The 17,528-nt window shown below is 56.7% G+C and carries 18 protein-coding genes; 14 read left to right on the forward strand and 4 right to left on the reverse strand.

The window, feature by feature from the left end; translation table 11 throughout:
* From HMCN_RS0100005 to HMCN_RS0100030, 6 genes are all read left to right on the forward strand, one after another.
* Positions 1–575 (forward strand): UDP-3-O-(3-hydroxymyristoyl)glucosamine N-acyltransferase (locus HMCN_RS0100005; protein ID WP_025915433.1); only part of this gene is annotated, 575 nt, incomplete at its 5' end.
* The gene (gene fabZ / locus HMCN_RS0100010) at positions 572–1,042 is read left to right on the forward strand and encodes a 3-hydroxyacyl-ACP dehydratase FabZ (protein ID WP_025915434.1); all 471 of its coding nucleotides are present in this window, start codon (positions 572–574) and stop codon (positions 1,040–1,042) included. The genes HMCN_RS0100005 and fabZ, both read left to right, overlap by 4 nt.
* Positions 1,042–1,830, forward strand: a complete 789-nt coding sequence (gene lpxA / locus HMCN_RS0100015; RefSeq protein WP_025915435.1) for an acyl-ACP--UDP-N-acetylglucosamine O-acyltransferase — start codon at positions 1,042–1,044, stop codon at positions 1,828–1,830. Before fabZ ends, lpxA begins: the two co-directional genes overlap by 1 nt.
* Positions 1,814–2,986, forward strand: a complete 1,173-nt coding sequence (gene lpxB, locus HMCN_RS0100020) for a lipid-A-disaccharide synthase (RefSeq protein ID WP_025915436.1) — start codon at positions 1,814–1,816, stop codon at positions 2,984–2,986. The genes lpxA and lpxB overlap by 17 nt, the downstream gene beginning before the upstream one ends.
* A 159-nt stretch (positions 2,987–3,145) precedes the next feature.
* The gene (rnhB, locus tag HMCN_RS0100025) at positions 3,146–3,706 is read left to right on the forward strand and encodes a ribonuclease HII (protein ID WP_051566640.1); all 561 of its coding nucleotides are present in this window, start codon (positions 3,146–3,148) and stop codon (positions 3,704–3,706) included.
* A gap of 2 nt (positions 3,707–3,708) precedes the next feature.
* Complete coding sequence (locus tag HMCN_RS0100030) at positions 3,709–4,491, forward strand: RNA methyltransferase (RefSeq protein ID WP_025915438.1); 783 nt, start codon at positions 3,709–3,711, stop codon at positions 4,489–4,491.
* 81 nt (positions 4,492–4,572) lie between these two features.
* Here the strand turns inward: HMCN_RS0100030 and HMCN_RS0100035 are convergent, their stop codons facing one another.
* A complete protein-coding gene (locus tag HMCN_RS0100035) occupies positions 4,573–5,421 on the reverse strand; it encodes a pyruvate, water dikinase regulatory protein (RefSeq protein ID WP_025915439.1) in 849 nt (282 codons plus the stop codon).
* Between the two features lie 173 nt (positions 5,422–5,594).
* Between HMCN_RS0100035 and ppsA the strand changes: the two genes are divergently transcribed.
* The 3 genes from ppsA (at position 5,595) to HMCN_RS0100050 (ending at position 9,517) form a co-directional block, all read left to right on the forward strand.
* Positions 5,595–8,021: a phosphoenolpyruvate synthase gene (gene ppsA, locus HMCN_RS0100040; protein ID WP_025915440.1), complete on the forward strand. Its 2,427-nt coding sequence runs from the start codon at positions 5,595–5,597 to the stop codon at positions 8,019–8,021.
* Between the two features lie 131 nt (positions 8,022–8,152).
* Positions 8,153–8,581 (forward strand): NfeD family protein, encoded by a 429-nt coding sequence (locus HMCN_RS0100045; RefSeq protein WP_025915441.1) that lies wholly within the window; start codon positions 8,153–8,155, stop codon positions 8,579–8,581.
* 9 nt (positions 8,582–8,590) lie between these two features.
* Positions 8,591–9,517 carry an SPFH domain-containing protein gene (locus HMCN_RS0100050; protein WP_025915442.1) on the forward strand — a complete coding sequence of 309 codons (927 nt, stop codon included), beginning with the start codon at positions 8,591–8,593 and terminating at the stop codon, positions 9,515–9,517.
* Between the two features lie 190 nt (positions 9,518–9,707).
* Here the strand turns inward: HMCN_RS0100050 and smpB are convergent, their stop codons facing one another.
* Complete coding sequence (smpB, locus tag HMCN_RS0100055; protein WP_025915443.1) at positions 9,708–10,157, reverse strand: SsrA-binding protein SmpB; 450 nt, start codon at positions 10,155–10,157, stop codon at positions 9,708–9,710.
* Between the two features lie 63 nt (positions 10,158–10,220).
* On the opposite strand from smpB, the gene HMCN_RS0100060 reads away from it, so the two are divergent.
* A complete protein-coding gene (locus HMCN_RS0100060) occupies positions 10,221–10,652 on the forward strand; it encodes a type II toxin-antitoxin system RatA family toxin (RefSeq protein ID WP_025915444.1) in 432 nt (143 codons plus the stop codon).
* Positions 10,645–10,956 carry an RnfH family protein gene (locus HMCN_RS0100065; protein WP_025915445.1) on the forward strand — a complete coding sequence of 104 codons (312 nt, stop codon included), beginning with the start codon at positions 10,645–10,647 and terminating at the stop codon, positions 10,954–10,956. The genes HMCN_RS0100060 and HMCN_RS0100065 overlap by 8 nt, the downstream gene beginning before the upstream one ends.
* 33 nt (positions 10,957–10,989) lie before the next feature.
* Here HMCN_RS0100065 and HMCN_RS0100070 read toward each other — a convergent pair whose 3' ends face one another.
* The gene (locus HMCN_RS0100070) at positions 10,990–11,517 is read right to left on the reverse strand and encodes a DUF4124 domain-containing protein (protein WP_025915446.1); all 528 of its coding nucleotides are present in this window, start codon (positions 11,515–11,517) and stop codon (positions 10,990–10,992) included.
* A gap of 273 nt (positions 11,518–11,790) precedes the next feature.
* Between HMCN_RS0100070 and guaB the strand changes: the two genes are divergently transcribed.
* The 3 genes from guaB (at position 11,791) to guaA (ending at position 15,947) form a co-directional block, all read left to right on the forward strand.
* Entirely contained in the window at positions 11,791–13,251 is a 1,461-nt protein-coding gene (gene guaB / locus HMCN_RS0100075; protein ID WP_025915447.1) for an IMP dehydrogenase, read from the forward strand.
* Between the two features lie 125 nt (positions 13,252–13,376).
* On the forward strand, positions 13,377–14,342 hold the full coding sequence (locus HMCN_RS0100080) for a sensor domain-containing diguanylate cyclase (RefSeq protein WP_162174106.1): 966 nt from the start codon (positions 13,377–13,379) through the stop codon (positions 14,340–14,342).
* Between the two features lie 24 nt (positions 14,343–14,366).
* Positions 14,367–15,947: a glutamine-hydrolyzing GMP synthase gene (guaA, locus tag HMCN_RS0100085; protein ID WP_025915449.1), complete on the forward strand. Its 1,581-nt coding sequence runs from the start codon at positions 14,367–14,369 to the stop codon at positions 15,945–15,947.
* 360 nt (positions 15,948–16,307) lie between these two features.
* On the opposite strand, the gene HMCN_RS0100090 is transcribed toward guaA, so the two are convergent.
* A complete protein-coding gene (locus tag HMCN_RS0100090) occupies positions 16,308–17,426 on the reverse strand; it encodes a sugar phosphate nucleotidyltransferase (protein ID WP_025915450.1) in 1,119 nt (372 codons plus the stop codon).
* Between the last annotated feature and the right edge of the window lie 102 nt (positions 17,427–17,528).

Here is a 17,528-nt window from a genome sequence, read left to right on the forward strand (position 1 = left end):
ATGCAGGATGTGAAATCGGGCAGCGCGGGATTGTGCATTCCGGTGCCGTGATCGGCACCGATGGTTTTGGCTTTGCCAATGAGGGTGGGGCCTGGATCAAGATTCCGCAAACCGGACGCGTAATCATCGGCGACGATGTCGATATCGGTGCCAATACCTGCATCGACCGCGGCGCTCTGGCCGACACCGTGATTGAAAATGGCGTGAAACTCGATAACCAGATCCAGATTGGCCACAACTGTCATATTGGCGCACATACCGCGATGGCAGGCTGCGTCGGCGTGGCCGGCAGTGCCAAGATCGGTAAGTATTGCACTTTTGGCGGCGCCGCAATGGTGCTTGGTCATCTGAGCATCGCCGATCATGTCCATGTTTCTTCCGGCAGCATGGTGTCGCGTTCGATCCTGGAAGCCGGTCAGTACACCGGCTTTTATCCGCTGGCCAAGAATGCCGACTGGGAAAAATCGGCCGCCATCGTGCGCAATCTGGCGTCGATGCGGGAAAAGCTGCGTAGCCTGGAAAAGACCGTGCAATTACTTACAAAATCGCTTACAGACAAGAGTAAAGAAGAATGAATACCCTCGATATCAATCAAATCAAACAATATCTGCCGCACCGCTACCCGATGTTGCTAGTCGATCGCGTACTGGACTGGGAGGCCGGCAAGCGCATTACTGCAATCAAGAACGTTACGGTCAACGAAGAATTCTTCAACGGCCATTTCCCGAACAAGCCGGTGATGCCGGGCGTACTGATGATCGAGGCGATGGCCCAGACTGCGGCAATCCTGTCGTTTCTGACCATGGATGTAAAGCCGGACGAAGACACCATCGTCTATTTTCTCGGCATCGATGGCGCGCGTTTCAAGCGGCCGGTGGAGCCGGGCGACCAGCTTAGGATGGAAGTCGAAATCCTGCGCGTAGCGCGCGGCATCTGGAAATATTCCGCCAGGGCGACCGTGGACGGCCAGCTTGCAGTCGAGGGCGAGTTGATGTGCACCATGCGCAGCGCTGCCGATGCCAGCAAGGCTGCGGGGCAGTAATGTCGGGGATTCATGCCACGGCGCTGGTGGACGCCAAAGCGCAATTGGACAGTTCGGTCGAAGTCGGTCCCTATGCGGTCATCGGGCCGAACGTGCGGATCGCTGCCGGCACCAAAATCGGCCCGCATGTCGTGATCGAAGGCCATACCAGCATCGGGCGCGAAAATACTATTTTCCAGTTCGCCTCGATCGGGGCTGCGCCGCAGGACAAGAAATATGCGGGCGAGCCGACCCGGCTTGAAATCGGCGAACGCAATACGATTCGCGAATTCTGCACGCTCAATCTCGGCACTGCGCAGGATGCCGGCGTCACCCGGCTGGGCAACGATAACTGGATCATGGCATACGTCCATATCGCGCATGACTGCCAGTTGGGCAACGACATCATTCTGGCCAATAATGCGACGCTGGCCGGACACGTGCATCTGGACGACTGGGTATTTCTCGGCGGCTTTACGACAGTTCACCAGTTTTGCCGCATCGGCGCCCATGCAATGACGGCGTTCACCGCTGCCGTTAGCCAGGATGTGCCGCCGTTCGTGACAGCGGCCGGCAATCGTGCGGTACCGGCCGGTATCAATAGCGAAGGCCTGAAGCGACGCGGTTTCAGCAGCGAACAGATCATGGCGATCAAGCGCGGCTACAAATTGATTTACCGCGCCGGCTTGTCGCTCGAAGCGGCCCAGTCGGCGCTGCGGGAAGAGGAGTCGAAGACTCCGCAAGCCGCGCAATACCTGCGTTTGCTGCGTGAATTCATTGCGTCGTCCCCTCGTGGCATCATCCGCTGAGATCGCAAACACCGCGATTGCGATGGTGGCCGGCGAGAGTTCCGGCGACCTGCTGGCGAGCCGCTTGCTGTCGGGCCTGCGCGTGCATCTGCCGCAAGCCCGCATGCACGGCATCGGCGGCGCCAAAATGGCCGAGCATGGCTTTGTCAGCGATTGGCCGATGGAGAAATTGACGGTGCGCGGCCTGTTTGAAGTGATCCCGCGTTATCGCGAGATCAAGTCGATCCAGAATGCGCTGCGCGATCAGTTGCTGGCTGAAAAACCGGCGGTTTTCGTCGGTGTCGATTATCCTGGCTTCAATCTTGGCCTGGAAATGCAGTTAAAACAAGCAGGCATACCTACCGTGCATTTCATCGGCCCGCAAATCTGGGCCTGGCGCGGCGGACGCATCAAGAAAATCGCCAAGGCAGTGTCGCACATGCTGGTGGTGTTTCCGTTCGAGGAAGAGATCTATCGCCAGGCCGGCATCCCGGTGACCTACGTCGGCCATCCGCTGGCAGAAGTGATCCCGCTGCTGCCGGATGTAGCGGCGGCGCGGGTCGCGCTGAATCTGCCGGCGGCGGCAAAGGTGATCGCGATCCTGCCCGGCAGCCGCATGTCGGAACTCAAATACAACACCGCAGCCTTTATCGGGGCGGCAAAGTTGCTGGCCCGACGCGAGCCCGGCCTGCACTTTGTGGTGCCGATGGCCGGCGCGAAGCAGCGCGAGTATTTTGTGCAACTGCTGGCGCAAGCCGGTTTGACCGATGTTCCGCTACGCTTGCTCGACGGCCAGTCGCATACCGCGCTGGCGGCGGCCGATGCGGTGCTGGTGGCCTCCGGTACCGCATCGCTGGAAGTCGCGCTGTTCAAGAAGCCGATGGTGATTGCCTACCGGATGATGCGCGCTTCGTGGGAAATCATGCGCCACATGGGGTATCAACCGTGGATCGGGCTGCCAAATATCCTGGCGCGCGAATTTCTGGTGCCCGAACTGCTGCAGGATGCGGCCACGCCGCAAGCGTTGGCTGATGCGCTCTGGCAGCAGTTGAGCGACGTCAGCCTGCAAGCGTCCCTGCGGCAACGGTTTACCGAGATGCATCATGCGCTGCTGCGCGATACCGCCAGCGCAAGCGCGCAGGCTGTGTTGCGCGTAATGAATATGGCCAAGGATTAATACTGCACTTTGTATTTTTCAATTTCACAATAATTACCTGTGGAATTATCAGTATTTTTGTCCATACTCCCTATTTTGTTTTTTATTGAATTTTTTAAAGTGAGCGGTGTGCAAAAATCGGAACAATTCCTGTTGTCGTTTGACCTCGATAGCCCGTTGATGTGCGGCGTTGACGAAGCAGGGCGCGGTCCGCTGGCGGGCCCGGTATTTGCCGCCGCCGTGATTCTCGACCCGGCGCAGCCAATAAAAGGCTTGCGCGATTCGAAGAAACTGACAGCATCGCGGCGCGAAGTGCTGGCGCTCCAGATCCGGCAGCAGGCGCTGGCCTGGTCGATCGCTCAGTGCTCGGAGGAGGAGATCGATCGTTTGAACATTCTGCAAGCCACCATGCTGGCGATGCGCCGTGCAGTCGAAGGATTGTCGATGATACCGACGCTGGCCCTGATCGACGGCAATCGCTGTCCTGTGATGTCGATCCGCTGCGAGGCGATCATCCAGGGCGACGACAAGGTGGCGGCCATTTCAGCCGCCTCGATTCTGGCCAAAACCGCGCGCGATGCCGCCCTGGCGACGCTGCATCAGCAACTCCCGCAATATGCATTCGACCAGCACAAAGGCTATCCGACCGCCTTGCATCTGGCGCGGCTGCGCGAACATGGGGTGTCGCCGGTGCATCGCAAATCGTATGCGCCGGTGCGCGCATTGCTCGCCTTGGAGTAGCCATGAAACCGATTACCTCACGCGACAACCCGCTCTATAAAGAGCTAAAACAGCTGGCAACCAGCTCGCAAGCCCGGCGCCGGGCGCAGCGCACGCTGCTCGACGGCGTGCATTTGTGCGAAGTCTATCTGGAGCAGGTCGGCGCGCCGCCCCTGTGCGTGGTCAGCGACAGCGCCGTGTTGCTGCATGAAGTCGCACCTATCCTGCAGCGCTGCGAACAGGACGGCGCGCAATGCATAGTGCTGCCCGACGCGCTGTTCAAGGCCATTAGCCAGGTTGAGCATGGCGTCGATCTGCTGTTCGTGATCGATACGCCGGCGCCCGATGCGTCATTGCGCCTGTGCGGCAATGCGGTGCTGCTGGACAGATTGCAAGACCCAGGCAATCTCGGCTCGATTCTGCGCAGCGCCGCAGCAGCGGGAATTACCGACGTCTTTTGCAGCGTCGGCACCGCCTTCGCCTGGTCGCCGAAAGTATTACGCGCCGGCATGGGGGCGCACTTTTTGCTGCGCATCACGGAGAATGTCGATCTGGTGCAATTATTGCAGTCGGCAACCGTACCGGGGCTGGCCACCAGTTCCCATGCAAAAACAACCATTTACGACATCGATTTGCAGCAACCGGTGGCATGGGTGTTCGGCCACGAAGGGCAGGGGATTTCCGATTCTCTGATGGCCCTGACCACGCACCAAGTCGGCATTCCGCACCTGGGCCGGATGGAATCCCTGAATGTGGCAGCCAGCGCGGCAGTCTGCTTTTTCGAGCAGGTCAGGCAAAGGCGTTAATTCTCGCAAGCTAAAAATCCACCGCTGCCTCCCAGGCGCGACGATGGGCTTTTCATGTCTTTTCCGCACTTGTTGAGATTCTCAGTACACCCGCTTCTCCAGTTTGACTTCCTGCAGGATCGTGCTGGAAATCTCTTCTATCGATTTGGTGGTGGACGATAGCCAGCGAATTCCCTCCCGCTTCATCATCGCTTCCGCCTCGTTGATCTCGAAGCGGCAGTTTGCCAGCGACGAATATTTGCTGCCGGGGCGGCGCTCATTGCGGATTTCGGACAAGCGTTCAGGCGTGATGCTCAGGCCGAAAATCTTCGATTTGTAGGTCAGCAAGGCCGAAGGAAATTTGCCACGTTCGAAATCTTCCGGTATCAGCGGATAATTCGCCGCCTTGATGCCGTATTGCATCGCCAGAAAAAGGCTGGTCGGGGTCTTTCCCGAGCGCGATACGCCCACCAGGATCACGTCGGCGGTCGACAGGTTCTTGTGCGACTGGCCGTCATCATGGATCAGCGAGTAATTGATCGCTTCGATGCGGTTTTTGTATTCTTCTGAATTGGCAATGTTGTGACTGCGGCCGATGGTATGGGTCGACTTGACTTCGAGCTCCTGCTCCAGCGGGCCGACAAAGGTCTGGATCAAGTCCATGTACATACATTTGGTATTGCGGATGATCTGCGACAGGTCGCCCTTGACCAGCGTGGAGAAAATGATCGGGCGCTTGCCCTCCTGCTCAAAGGCTTCATTGATCTTGTTCGCTGCGTGATGCGCCTTGTCGAGATCGTCAATGAAGGGCAGGCGCACTTGCCTGAAGCGCAGGCTGAACTGTGTCAGTACTGCATGGCCGAAAGTTTCGGCCGTGATGCCGGTGCCGTCGGAGACGAAGAACACGGTGCGATCGAATGCTGCCGGCTGGTTGATCAAGGTATCTGGCATGGGGCCCTAAGAGAGTGGTTGTGCTAAAAATAGACGGCTTGCAGATAAAAACCAATCGCACCATGTAAAATGTGCGAATTGGGTTTAATCAGGTTGCTCTCATAAGAATAACAAAAAGCAGTGATCAATGAAGATGCGCACACAGATTTCTTATCATCAAACTAGAGGTTGTTATGTCCAACGCAGTACTTGCAGGGGTGTCCACGGAGGCCACTTACGTAGCTTCATTTGAACATTTGCGCATGACGGATGTCGATTCCGTCGGCGGCAAAAATGCATCATTAGGCGAAATGATCAGCCAATTGGCCAGCGCCGGTGTGCGCGTGCCGGGCGGCTTCGCCACTACCGCCCAGGCTTTCCGGGATTTTCTATCGTATAGCGCGGATGGTGGCCTGCCGCTGGCCGACCGCATCGCGCAGCGTTTGGAGAGCCTGAACATCGACGATGTCCGGTCCTTGGCCCAGGCCGGCGCCGAAATCCGTCAGTGGATCATCGACACGCCTTTTCAGCCTCGGCTTGAAAAGGAAATTCATGATTTTTATCAGCAACTTGTAGCAGACTCTGCAAGCGAAATGTCGTTTGCCGTCCGGTCCTCGGCTACGGCTGAAGATTTGCCGGATGCATCCTTTGCCGGCCAACAGGAAACCTTCCTGAACGTGGTCGGCATCGACAATATTCTTGAAGCGATGAAGCATGTGTTCGCTTCGCTGTACAACGACCGCGCCATTTCCTACCGCGTTCACAAGGGCTTCACGCATGCGGAAGTAGCCCTGTCCGCCGGCGTGCAGCGCATGGTGCGCTCTGACCTCGGCGCGGCCGGCGTGATGTTTACGATCGATACCGAATCGGGCTTCAAGGATGTGGTGTTTATCACTTCCAGCTACGGCCTGGGCGAAACGGTGGTGCAGGGCGCAGTCAATCCGGACGAGTTTTACGTCCATAAGCCGATGCTGGAGTTGGGCAAATCGCCGGTGATTCGCCGCAATATCGGTTCCAAGCTGCTGAAAATGGAATTCACCGGCGAAGCCAAGGCCGGGCGCTCGGTCAAGACCGTCGATGTGCCGATCGAGTTGCGCAACCGCTATTCGCTGAACGACGCGGAAGTGGTTGAGCTGGCCAAGTATGCGGTCATCATCGAGAATCATTACCAGCGGCCGATGGATATCGAATGGGGCAAGGATGGCCGCGACGGCAAGTTGTACATCCTGCAGGCGCGCCCGGAAACGGTGAAGTCGCAGCAGAAAGCGACCGATGCCCAGCAGCGCTTCAAGCTGCGCAGCACCGGTACGATACTGGCTTCCGGCCGCGCGATCGGGCAGAAAATCGGTGCCGGTCCGGTGCGCGTGATTCACGACCCGGCCGATATGGAACGGGTTCAGCCCGGCGATGTACTGGTCGCCGACATGACCGATCCCAACTGGGAGCCGGTGATGAAGCGGGCTGCCGCGATCGTCACCAACCGGGGCGGGCGCACCTGCCATGCGGCGATCATTGCGCGCGAGCTGGGTGTTCCTGCGGTGGTCGGCTGCGGCGATGCGACCGAATTGCTCAAGGACGGCACGCTGGTCACGGTGTCCTGCGCCGAGGGCGACGAGGGCAAGATCTACGACGGCTTGCTGGAAACCGAGGTCACCGAAGTGGCGCGCGGCGAGTTGCCGAAGCTGCCGCTGAAGATCATGATGAACGTCGGCAATCCGCAACTGGCGTTTGATTTCCAGTCGATTCCGAATGCCGGTGTCGGCTTGGCGCGTCTTGAGTTCATCATCAACAACAATATCGGCGTCCATCCGAAGGCGATCCTGGAATACCCGAATATCGATCCCGCACTCAAAAAAGCGGTTGAGTCGGTGGCGCGCGGCCATGCTTCGCCGAAGGCATTTTATGTCGACAAGCTGGCCGAAGGCATCGCCACCATCGGTGCGGCTTTCTGGCCCAAGCCGGTGATCGTGCGCATGTCCGACTTCAAGTCGAACGAGTACAAGAAGCTGATCGGCGGTTCGCGGTACGAGCCGGATGAAGAAAATCCGATGCTGGGCTTCCGCGGCGCGGCGCGCTATCTGGCCGACGATTTTGCCGAGGCATTTGAAATGGAATGCCTGGCCATGAAGCGGGTCCGCAACGAGATGGGCTTGACCAACGTCGAAATCATGATTCCGTTCGTGCGCACTCTAGGGCAAGCAGAAAAAGTCATCGCTTTGCTGGGCAAGAACGGCCTCAAGCGCGGCCAGGATGGCTTGCGCGTGATCATGATGTGCGAAGTGCCTTCGAATGCGATTCTGGCCGAGCAGTTCCTGCAGCATTTCGACGGCTTCTCGATCGGCTCCAACGACCTGACCCAGCTGACGCTGGGCCTGGATCGGGATTCCGGCATGGAATTGCTGGCGGCCGATTTCGACGAGCGCGATCCTGCGGTGCTGGCCTTGCTGTCGCAGGCAATTGCCGCCTGCCGCGCGCAGGGCAAATACGTCGGGATTTGCGGCCAGGGACCATCGGATCATCCGGATTTCGCCGAGTGGCTGATGAAGCAGGGCATCGAATCGATTTCGCTCAATCCGGATACGGTGATCGATACCTGGCAAGCGCTGGCGGCGGTTAAGTAAATTTTTATTGCCGACATGAAAACGCGAGCACGATGCTCGCGTTTTTTTTCGCTTATCATGGCAATGCCTTGTTTCCCCGGGCCAACGGATTCAGGCAGTCTATTTCGCAAAACATAAAAAAGGAACATCTGATGCACGACTGGATGATCTGGTTCGGCATGGCGGGCATTCTCGTCATTGCCGAAATATTCACCGGCACGTTTTATCTGCTGATGATCGCGTTGGGGATGCTGGCCGGCGGTGCGGCAGCGTTGACGGGCGTGGCTTTTGCGTTGCAAATGACGCTGGCCGCGATCATGGGCGCAATCGCCACCTTTTTATTGCGCAAGAGCAGTTTTGCCAGAAAACATAAAGTGCCAGCCGCGCGCGACCCGAATGTGAATCTCGATATCGGACAAACCGTGGATGTCGCGCAATGGCACGGCAACCATGCGCGCGCAATGTACCGCGGCGCCATGTGGGACATCGAACTGATGCCGGGCGCCGTGGCAGTAACCGGCACTTTCGTCATTCGTGAAATACGCGGCAGTCACCTGATTGTCGCCAATACCGCTAGCTAAAGGACCCCCATGATGTTTAATTTCGGCAGTGTTTCGATCATCCTGTTCATTCTGGCGATCGTTTTCGTGGTCAAGACCATCAATGTGGTGCCGCAGCAGCATGCCTGGGTGGTCGAGCGCTTCGGCAAGTACCATAGCACGCTGGCGCCGGGCCTGAACATCGTTTTGCCCTTCATCGACCGCATCGCCTACAAGCATTCGCTGAAGGAAATCCCGCTGGACGTTCCCAGCCAGGTCTGCATCACCAAGGACAATACGCAGCTGCAAGTCGACGGCATTCTGTACTTCCAGGTGACCGACCCGATGCGCGCCTCGTACGGTTCTTCAAACTACATTGCCGCGGTGTCGCAGCTGGCGCAAACCACGTTGCGCAGCGTGATCGGCAAGATGGAACTCGACAAAACCTTCGAGGAGCGCACGCACATCAACCAGAGCATCGTCAGTTCGATCGACGAGTCGGCCGCGAACTGGGGCGTGAAGGTGCTGCGCTACGAGATCAAGGATTTGACGCCGCCCAAGGAAATTCTGCATTCGATGCAGGCCCAGATCACCGCCGAGCGCGAAAAACGGGCGCTGATCGCCGCCTCCGAAGGGCGCAAGCAGGAGCAGATCAACATCGCAACCGGCGAACGGGAGGCGTCGATCGCCAAGTCGGAAGGCGAAAAGCAGGCCTCGATCAACCGCGCCGAAGGCCAGGCCGCGGCGATCATCGCCTTGGCCGAAGCCAGCGCAGATGCGATCCGCAAGACCGCTGCCGCGATCCGGGAGCCGGGTGGCGCCGATGCGGTGAACCTGAAAGTGGCCGAGCAATACGTCAGCGCCTTCGCCAATCTGGCCAAGACCAATAATTCGATTATCGTTCCGGCCAATATGAGCGATATCAGCGGCTTGATTGCAAGCGCGATGCAGGTCGTGAAGTCACAGCAAAAATCCTGATCCAGACTTGGCAGCCGTGTCGAAAACGACTGCCTGTCTCAGTTTTTCCGATCATGTCGGCGAATGGTTCTGTGCCAAAATATATACACAGTCATGTATTTATTAATGTCGCAATGAGATTGCGTGAGATAGGCCATTTTATGGCTATACTCAAAAATAAATCACAATCGATCAGGGTACGTCTTGACGCTTAACGCCGATGCGTTTTCATGATTTGCTGCTGTTCGCGCTGCCAGTCGCGCGCCCTCTCGGTATCGCGCTTGTCGTGCTGTTTCTTGCCTTTTGCCAGTCCGATTTCGCATTTGACGCGACCCCGCACGAAATGCAGATTGATTGGTACCAGGGTGTATCCGGATCGTTCGACCTTGCCGATCAGCTTGCTGATTTCGGCTGCATTGAGCAGTAGCTTGCGGGTGCGCAAGGCTTCCGGATGCACATGGGTGGAGGCGCTCAGCAGTGCGCTGATGTGGGCGCCGAACAGGAAAATCTCACCGTTGCGGGCGATTACATAGGCTTCCTTGAGCTGCACTCGGCCGGCCCGTATCGCCTTGACTTCCCAGCCATGCAGGACAACACCGGCTTCGTAGCGTTCCTCGATAAAGTAGTCATGGAAAGCTTTTCTGTTATCAACTATGGTCATGTGATGGGGCAATAAGGCGAGTCGGTTAAAATTCGTGTAATTTTATCAAACGGTTGAGATTCAATGGCTGCAGTACACAAATCAGTGATTGTAGGTTATAGCGCCGAGCAGATGTTTGCGCTGGTCGATAAGGTGGAGGATTATCCGCGTTTTCTGCCGTGGTGCGGCGGGGTGGATGTGCGCGAGCGCGAGGCCGACCGGCTGGTTGCCACCATTGCCATACAGTATCACGGCATCAAGCAGACCTTCACCACGGAGAACACCAATACCCGGCCGACCTCGATGCAGATGCGCTTGCTGGAAGGCCCGTTCCGGCATTTGCAGGGTGCTTGGGTATTCAAGCCGTTGCGCGAGGATGCCTGCAAGATTGAATTCGACTTGCAATATGAATTTTCCAGCAAAATTCTGGAAAAAATCATCGGGCCGGTGTTCGGCATGATTGCCAACAGTTTCGTCGATTCATTCTGTAAAAGGGCGGAGGCCGCATATGGATAAGGCAACCGGCAAGTTGCAGGTGCAGGTGTGTTTCGCCAAGCCGGATTCGGTGCTGCTGCGCGACGTTTTGGTGCCGCCTGGCAGCACTTTGCAAGCCGCCATCGAGCACAGCGGGATTCTGAGTGAGATGCCGGAAATTGACTTGTCGGCTTGCCAGGTCGGTATTTATGCCAAGCTCAAGACTTTGGAAACGATTTTGCGCGATGGCGACCGGATTGAGATTTATCGGCCGCTGATTGCTGATCCGAAAGAATCGCGTCGCCGGCGCGCCGACAGAAAATCGGGTTTATCTTCGGACTCGTAAGGATGGGCTTTGTGTCCTCGCAGCTGCAAGGATTTATTTGCATTCGCTGAGAATTTTCCTGGTGTCGCGCGCTTCCTGGGCCCGCTGCGCATCGCTCAGAAAAGCACGCTGACCATTTTTTTCTTGCCGCGCAATGCGCTGGCCGGAGTCGAGCGCTTTCTGGTAGGCGCTGGCGCGCTCGCAGTTTTTGCTCTTGTCGGCGGCGCGCTGGGCATCGTCGGCCGATTTTTTGTCTTTTTCAGCCTGTTCCATCCTGCGCTTCTGAAATTCGGCATTCTTCTCGGCGGTCGTCATCGGCAACTTTTTGTCACTGGCCGCTGCTGTCGGCGCACCACCTTCCGCTGCCTCGGGCGCAACGCTGGAAGCGGCTCCCCGGGACGGCGCGCGGGGAGATTTCAGGATATGGCTGTTCGGTACCGCTGCCGGTGGCGCCATGTCGGAATACTGCTTTACCCCTTTCTCATCCAGCCATACATACTGTGCTGCAGCATGAGACGATAAACCGAGCATCAGGCTGGCAAGGGCGAATGCAGTGATGCGCTTGTAGTGCAAATGATTCATTATCAACCTTGCTGATTGTACTGGAGAGAAATAAGCATGAAAGTCATCCGATTACCGTGCGGAATTACGTTTTATAATCCGTGGCGACCATACTTCCGACCGGAAATATTATATAGAAACACCGTCGCGTGGAAGGTAACTGGTCGGAGGATTTTATTTCTCTGGCGCAAGTCTATAGTTCGAACCGATGAACACGTCATGGGATTTTGTACGGGAAACGTCTTCTTTAAGCGGATTTCTGTATAATTCTATTTTGCGCCAATAGGAATTAAGATGCGTTTACTTCAAAAAGCACTCACATTCGATGATGTGCTGCTCGTACCGGCATATTCAAATATCCTCCCCAAAGATACCTCTCTGAAAACGCGCCTGACGCGCAATATCACATTGAACATGCCGCTGGTATCGGCTGCAATGGATACTGTGACAGAGGCGCGGCTGGCGATTGCGATGGCGCAAGAGGGTGGTATCGGCATCATCCACAAGAACATGACCGCTGCCGAGCAGGCGCGCGAGGTCGCCAAGGTCAAGCGTTTCGAATCCGGCGTGTTGCGCGACCCGATTACCATCCCGCCCACCATGCGCATTCGCGACGTGATCGCACTGTCGTTGCAGCATGGTATCAGCGGCTTTCCCGTGGTCGAGGGCAAGACCGTGGTCGGCATCATTACCAACCGCGACTTGCGCTTTGAAGGCGAACTGGATGCGGAAGCGCGCGCCAAGATGACTCCGCGCGACAAGCTGGTATATGTCAAGGAAGGCGATGATCCGGTCGAAGCCAAGCGCTTGATGAACAAGCACCGGCTGGAACGCGTGCTGGTAGTCAACGATGCATTCGAATTGCGCGGCCTGATTACGGTCAAGGACATCCAGAAAGCCACCGAGCATCCATTTGCCTCCAAGGACGAGCACGGCAAGTTGCGGGTCGGTGCTGCAGTCGGAGTCGGTCCGGAAAACGAGCATCGGATCGACCTGCTGGCCAAGGCCGGCGTCGATGTGATCGTGGTCGATACCGCGCATGGCCACTCGCAAGGCGTGCTGGATCGGGTCAGATGGGTCAAGACGCACTACCCTGAGGTTGAAGTTATCGGCGGCAATATTGCCACCGCAGCCGCAGCCAAGGCACTGGTCGAATACGGTGCTGATGGCGTCAAGGTCGGGATCGGCCCCGGCTCCATCTGCACCACCCGCATCGTGGCCGGTGTCGGGGTGCCGCAGATTACTGCGATTGCCAATGTAAGCAAAGCACTCCAGGGGACCGGCGTGCCATGCATTGCCGATGGCGGAATCCGGTATTCGGGCGATATTTCCAAGGCGCTGGCGGCTGGCGCTTCCTGCGTCATGATGGGCAGCATGTTTGCCGGCACCGAAGAGGCGCCGGGCGAAGTGATTTTGTTCCAGGGCCGCAGTTATAAATCCTATCGCGGCATGGGCAGCCTGGGCGCGATGGCCGACGGCTCAGCCGACCGTTATTTCCAGGACCCTGCCAACAACACCGACAAGCTGGTACCGGAAGGCATCGAAGGCCGGGTTGCCTATAAGGGCAGCGTATTGGCCATCTTGTATCAACTGGTCGGCGGCATCCGCTCATCGATGGGGTATTGCGGTTGCGCTACCATCGATGAATTGCGTGAAAAAGCGGAGTTTGTCGAAATCACCTCGGCTGGCATGCGCGAATCGCACGTACATGACGTACAGATCACCAAGGAAGCGCCGAATTATCGCGCGGATTGAATCTGTGGCCTGCGCTGGTTATACCCTTCGCTCGAACTGGAAGCCCCATGGTAATGACGCATCAAGATAATATGGATGATTTTATCGGGGCCAATACCGTGCCGCTGGATGCCTCCGGATTCAGCATGCATCAGCAAATCTTACGGATTCGGCGCATCGGCAAGCGTTTGTTCGGTGTTTCAAGCTGCTTTGTCAGCATCACCGATTTGATGACGGGCGCCGCCGAGTCAGAGCGCTCGATGGAGTCGATTGAAGCGGTGTTTGTTGATGGATTGCCGGCTCCGCAAGCCTTGTATGTGGCTAACGATGCCCGTAACGATCCATCGTTGCGCCAGCATCGGCTGGTTGTTGGTGCGCCGTACATCCGATTCTATGCAGCGCATCCGATCATGGATGCACAAAATCAGATTATCGGCAGCGTTTGCCTGGTCGATTACGCGCCACGCACCTTTAATCAGGAAGACGGACAGCTGTTGGCAGATCTGGCGTCCCTGTTCGAGCGTGAATTGCGACTCAGCAGCGCAAGCGCAACGCAGCTCGATCTGATCAAGAAGAATCGCAATTTGCGGCGGGAATCTCTGACCGACCCTCTGATCGGCACGTGGAACCGGACTGCCATCATGCGCGCATTATCGGCCGAGATGGTCAATTGCCGTCAGGCTCAAAAATCCTTGTCGATGGTTTTTGTCGATCTGGATCATTTCAAGAAAATTAACGAAGAACACGGCCGCCCGAGCGGCGACACCTTGCTGCTCAAGGTGGTCAGCCGTCTGCGTTCCTGCATCCGTCCTCACGATGCGCTGGGCCGCTACGATGGCGATCAATTCATGGTGGTCTTGCCCGGCGCGTCGCATCTGATTTCGCTGGCGGTAGCGGAGCGGATGCGCTTGGCCATCATGGCGCATGCAGAAGCGATCGGTGCTGCCAAACTACAATTAACAGTCAGCGCCGGCACCGCATCGACCGATGCGTTTCCTGCCGCAACTGCCGAAGAATTGATCAATCATGCCGAAAAAGCGTTAGCTGCCGCTAAAAAAGCAGGTCGTAACTGCGTCGTCCAGGCTAATCCTGGTGAATCCCTGTCGTTTTAATGTCTTTTTGTAAAAGCGTCTTCCATGCATTCTAAAATCCTCATCCTCGATTTCGGTTCACAGGTCACCCAATTGATTGCCCGCCGCGTGCGTGATTCAGGCGTTTTTTCTGAAGTCTTTCCTTACGACGTATCGGATGAGTTCATTCGCAACTACGGTGCGGCCGGGGTAATTCTGTCGGGCGGTCCGAACTCCGTAATGGAAGGCGATACGCCGCGTGCACCGCAGGCGGTGTTCGAGCTCGGCGTGCCGGTACTGGGCATCTGTTACGGCATGCAGACCATGGCTGCCCAGCTCGGCGGCCAGGTCGAAAGCGGCCTGGTGCGCGAATTCGGCTACGCCGAAGTGCGCGCCCGCGGCCATACTGCCTTGCTCAATGAAATCAACGATTTCGTCACGCCCGAAGGCCACGGCGTGCTCAAGGTCTGGATGAGCCACGGCGACAAGGTCAACCAGATGCCGCCCGGCTTCAAGCTAATGGCCTCGACCGACAACTGCCCGATCGCCGCAATGGCCGATGAAGAGCGCCGCTTCTACGCGGTGCAATTCCATCCGGAAGTCACTCACACCGTGCAGGGCAAGGTTATCCTCGGCCGTTTCGTGCATGAGATTTGCGGCTGCAAGTCCGACTGGAACATGCCGGATTACATTGCCGAAGCGGTCGCAGCGATCCGCCAGAAAGTCGGCCATGACGAAGTCATCCTGGGCCTATCCGGCGGCGTCGACAGCAGCGTCGCTGCAGCCCTGATCCACCGCGCCATCGGCGATCAGCTGACCTGCGTTTTCGTCGACCACGGCTTGCTGCGCCTGGACGAAGGCAAGATGGTGATGGATATGTTCGGCAAGAACCTCGGCGTGAAAGTGATCCATGTCGATGCGACCGCCCAGTTCATGGGAGAGTTGGACGGAGTGACCGACCCGGAAGCCAAGCGCAAGATCATCGGGCGCGAATTCGTCGAAGTATTCCAGGCCGAGTCCGGCAAGCTGCAAAACGCCAAATGGCTGGCCCAGGGCACCATCTATCCGGACGTGATCGAAAGCGCCGGCAAGGGCAAAAAAGGCCACACCATCAAGAGTCACCACAATGTCGGCGGCCTGCCCGACACCATGAACCTGAAACTGCTGGAACCCTTGCGCGAACTGTTCAAGGACGAGGTGCGCGAACTCGGCGTCGCACTCGGCTTGCCGCACGACATGGTGTATCGCCACCCGTTCCCCGGCCCCGGTCTGGGCGTGCGCATTTTGGGTGAAGTGAAGAAGGAATTCGCCGACCTGCTGCGCCGTGCCGATGCGATTTTCATCGAGGAATTGCGCAATACCGTGGATGAAAACAGCGGCAACAACTGGTACCAGTTGACCAGCCAGGCCTTTGCGGTATTTTTGCCGGTGAAGTCGGTCGGCGTGATGGGGGATGGCCGCACCTATGAATACGTGGTGGCCCTGCGCGCGGTGCAGACGCAGGATTTCATGACTGCGCACTGGGCGCATCTGCCGCACGAATTGCTGGGCAAGGTCTCGAACCGCATCATCAATGAAGTGCGCGGCATCAATCGCGTGGTCTATGATATTTCCGGCAAACCTCCGGCGACGATCGAGTGGGAATGATTTTGACTATGGCAACGTAGCGCAGAGTCTGGCAGAAAATTATATTAAGCCACTGTTTTTAAGGGACTTTTTTGCATCCCAATGTTTGGAGAAGGCAGTGACAAGCACGATGTGTTGATGGCGCAGTTGTTGGTGCGAATTCGGTCTGATGCTATTTCAACAGGCTGATGGGCACGGAACTGAAAAATATCAAGACAAAAGAAAATATATTCAAGCTGTCCGATCGGGGTGGGCTCTACGTGGCAGTCTTGGCCGCGCGTATGGTATCATTTCGGCAACAGGAACCTCAATCTGATTGGCATTTATGCAATTTTGAGCGGATGCGCTGGTTAATCAGCGTCCCGCCCGTGACAACGCAACTTAACGAGGTTCATTGCGGCGGTCACGCGCATTACCCCAATCCTTGGTCACCAATTCGGATACGTGCTGCATTTTGCCGTTACGATCCACGCTGTAATCCTTAAAGACGATTTTTTCGTCCAGTTGCACGTCTGGCCCTATCCGTGTGTATTCAAACAGTACACTGCGTATTACCCGCGCACTGGCACATATATGACTGCCATGCCCGATCCAAGTCGGGCCGATGATTGTGCAACCGGCCTCGATATGACTCCCCGCGCCGATATACACGGGTCCTTTTATGATGGTACCTTTCCAATCAATCCGCGTATTAAGCCCGGTCCAGATCCCATCATCAATCTGTATTCCCGGGATATGCATCTGTGCGAGATCACCCATCATCACGCTTTGCGATACCGACCAGTAGTCCTTCATGCTGCCGATGTCGATCCAGTTGAATTTTCGATTCTGTGCAAAAAACGGGATGCCTTTTTCCACCAGTAAGGGAAACAGCTCTGAGCCGATATCGAACACTGTGTTTGCCGGAATCATGTCCACCACTTGCGGTTCAAAGATATAGATGCCGGTGCTAACATGGTTCGACAGTGCTTTGTCCTGCTGTGGCTTTTCCTGGAAGGATTGAATACGACCGTCCTGATCCGCCACCACCACGCCATAGTCGGATACCTTGTCCCATGGAACCTCCTTGGTAATGATGCTGGCCAGCGCGCCCTTGCGCTTGTGTGCAAACAGGGCAGACTGAATGTCGAGGTCAATCACCGCATCACCGCATAAGACAATCGTGGTCTCATCAAAGAAACCGCCAAATTCCTGAATCTTCTTCATCCCGCCAGCAGAACCCAGTGGTTGCGCTATCACATCCCCGGCGTCGTTGGTATAACCCTCAAAGGAATAGCCAATCTGCACCCCGAACTGATGTCCGTCGCCGAAGTATTCTTCAATTTTTTCGTGCAGGTAACTGACGTTGACCATGATCTCGCGCACGCCGTATTTGGCGAGATGCTCAATCAGATACGCCATTACCGGTTTGCCGAGGATGGGGATCATCGGCTTGGGCAGATCGTAGGTCAGCGGCTGAACGCGGGTTCCTTTACCCGCTGCGAGAATCATGGCTTTCATAATTTTCTTTACAAATAGGGGTTGATGGAGCAGCGGAGTGTTAGCGTGTCGACCTAATCAACTTCCAATTATTTCAAGTTCAATTGGAATATAGGGCTGCGA

This window comes from Herminiimonas sp. CN (assembly GCF_000622895.1).
Taxonomy (GTDB): domain Bacteria; phylum Pseudomonadota; class Gammaproteobacteria; order Burkholderiales; family Burkholderiaceae_D; genus AVCC01.

Excerpts from the sequence above, each read along its gene's own strand:
- ppsA (WP_025915440.1), top strand. The coding sequence starts at position 5,595 with ATGTCCAACGCAGTACTTGCAGGGGTGTCCACGGAGGCCACTTACGTA.
- HMCN_RS0100070 (WP_025915446.1), bottom strand. The coding sequence starts at position 11,517 with ATGAATCATTTGCACTACAAGCGCATCACTGCATTCGCCCTTGCCAGC.
- HMCN_RS0100030 (WP_025915438.1), top strand. The coding sequence starts at position 3,709 with ATGAAACCGATTACCTCACGCGACAACCCGCTCTATAAAGAGCTAAAA.
- fabZ (WP_025915434.1), top strand. The coding sequence starts at position 572 with ATGAATACCCTCGATATCAATCAAATCAAACAATATCTGCCGCACCGC.
- HMCN_RS0100050 (WP_025915442.1), top strand. The coding sequence starts at position 8,591 with ATGATGTTTAATTTCGGCAGTGTTTCGATCATCCTGTTCATTCTGGCG.
- smpB (WP_025915443.1), bottom strand. The coding sequence starts at position 10,157 with ATGACCATAGTTGATAACAGAAAAGCTTTCCATGACTACTTTATCGAG.
- HMCN_RS0100060 (WP_025915444.1), top strand. The coding sequence starts at position 10,221 with ATGGCTGCAGTACACAAATCAGTGATTGTAGGTTATAGCGCCGAGCAG.
- HMCN_RS0100045 (WP_025915441.1), top strand. The coding sequence starts at position 8,153 with ATGCACGACTGGATGATCTGGTTCGGCATGGCGGGCATTCTCGTCATT.
- lpxA (WP_025915435.1), top strand. The coding sequence starts at position 1,042 with ATGTCGGGGATTCATGCCACGGCGCTGGTGGACGCCAAAGCGCAATTG.
- guaA (WP_025915449.1), top strand. The coding sequence starts at position 14,367 with ATGCATTCTAAAATCCTCATCCTCGATTTCGGTTCACAGGTCACCCAA.
- HMCN_RS0100080 (WP_162174106.1), top strand. The coding sequence starts at position 13,377 with ATGCATCAGCAAATCTTACGGATTCGGCGCATCGGCAAGCGTTTGTTC.
- HMCN_RS0100035 (WP_025915439.1), bottom strand. The coding sequence starts at position 5,421 with ATGCCAGATACCTTGATCAACCAGCCGGCAGCATTCGATCGCACCGTG.
- guaB (WP_025915447.1), top strand. The coding sequence starts at position 11,791 with ATGCGTTTACTTCAAAAAGCACTCACATTCGATGATGTGCTGCTCGTA.
- HMCN_RS0100065 (WP_025915445.1), top strand. The coding sequence starts at position 10,645 with ATGGATAAGGCAACCGGCAAGTTGCAGGTGCAGGTGTGTTTCGCCAAG.
- rnhB (WP_051566640.1), top strand. The coding sequence starts at position 3,146 with ATGTGCGGCGTTGACGAAGCAGGGCGCGGTCCGCTGGCGGGCCCGGTA.
- HMCN_RS0100090 (WP_025915450.1), bottom strand. The coding sequence starts at position 17,426 with ATGAAAGCCATGATTCTCGCAGCGGGTAAAGGAACCCGCGTTCAGCCG.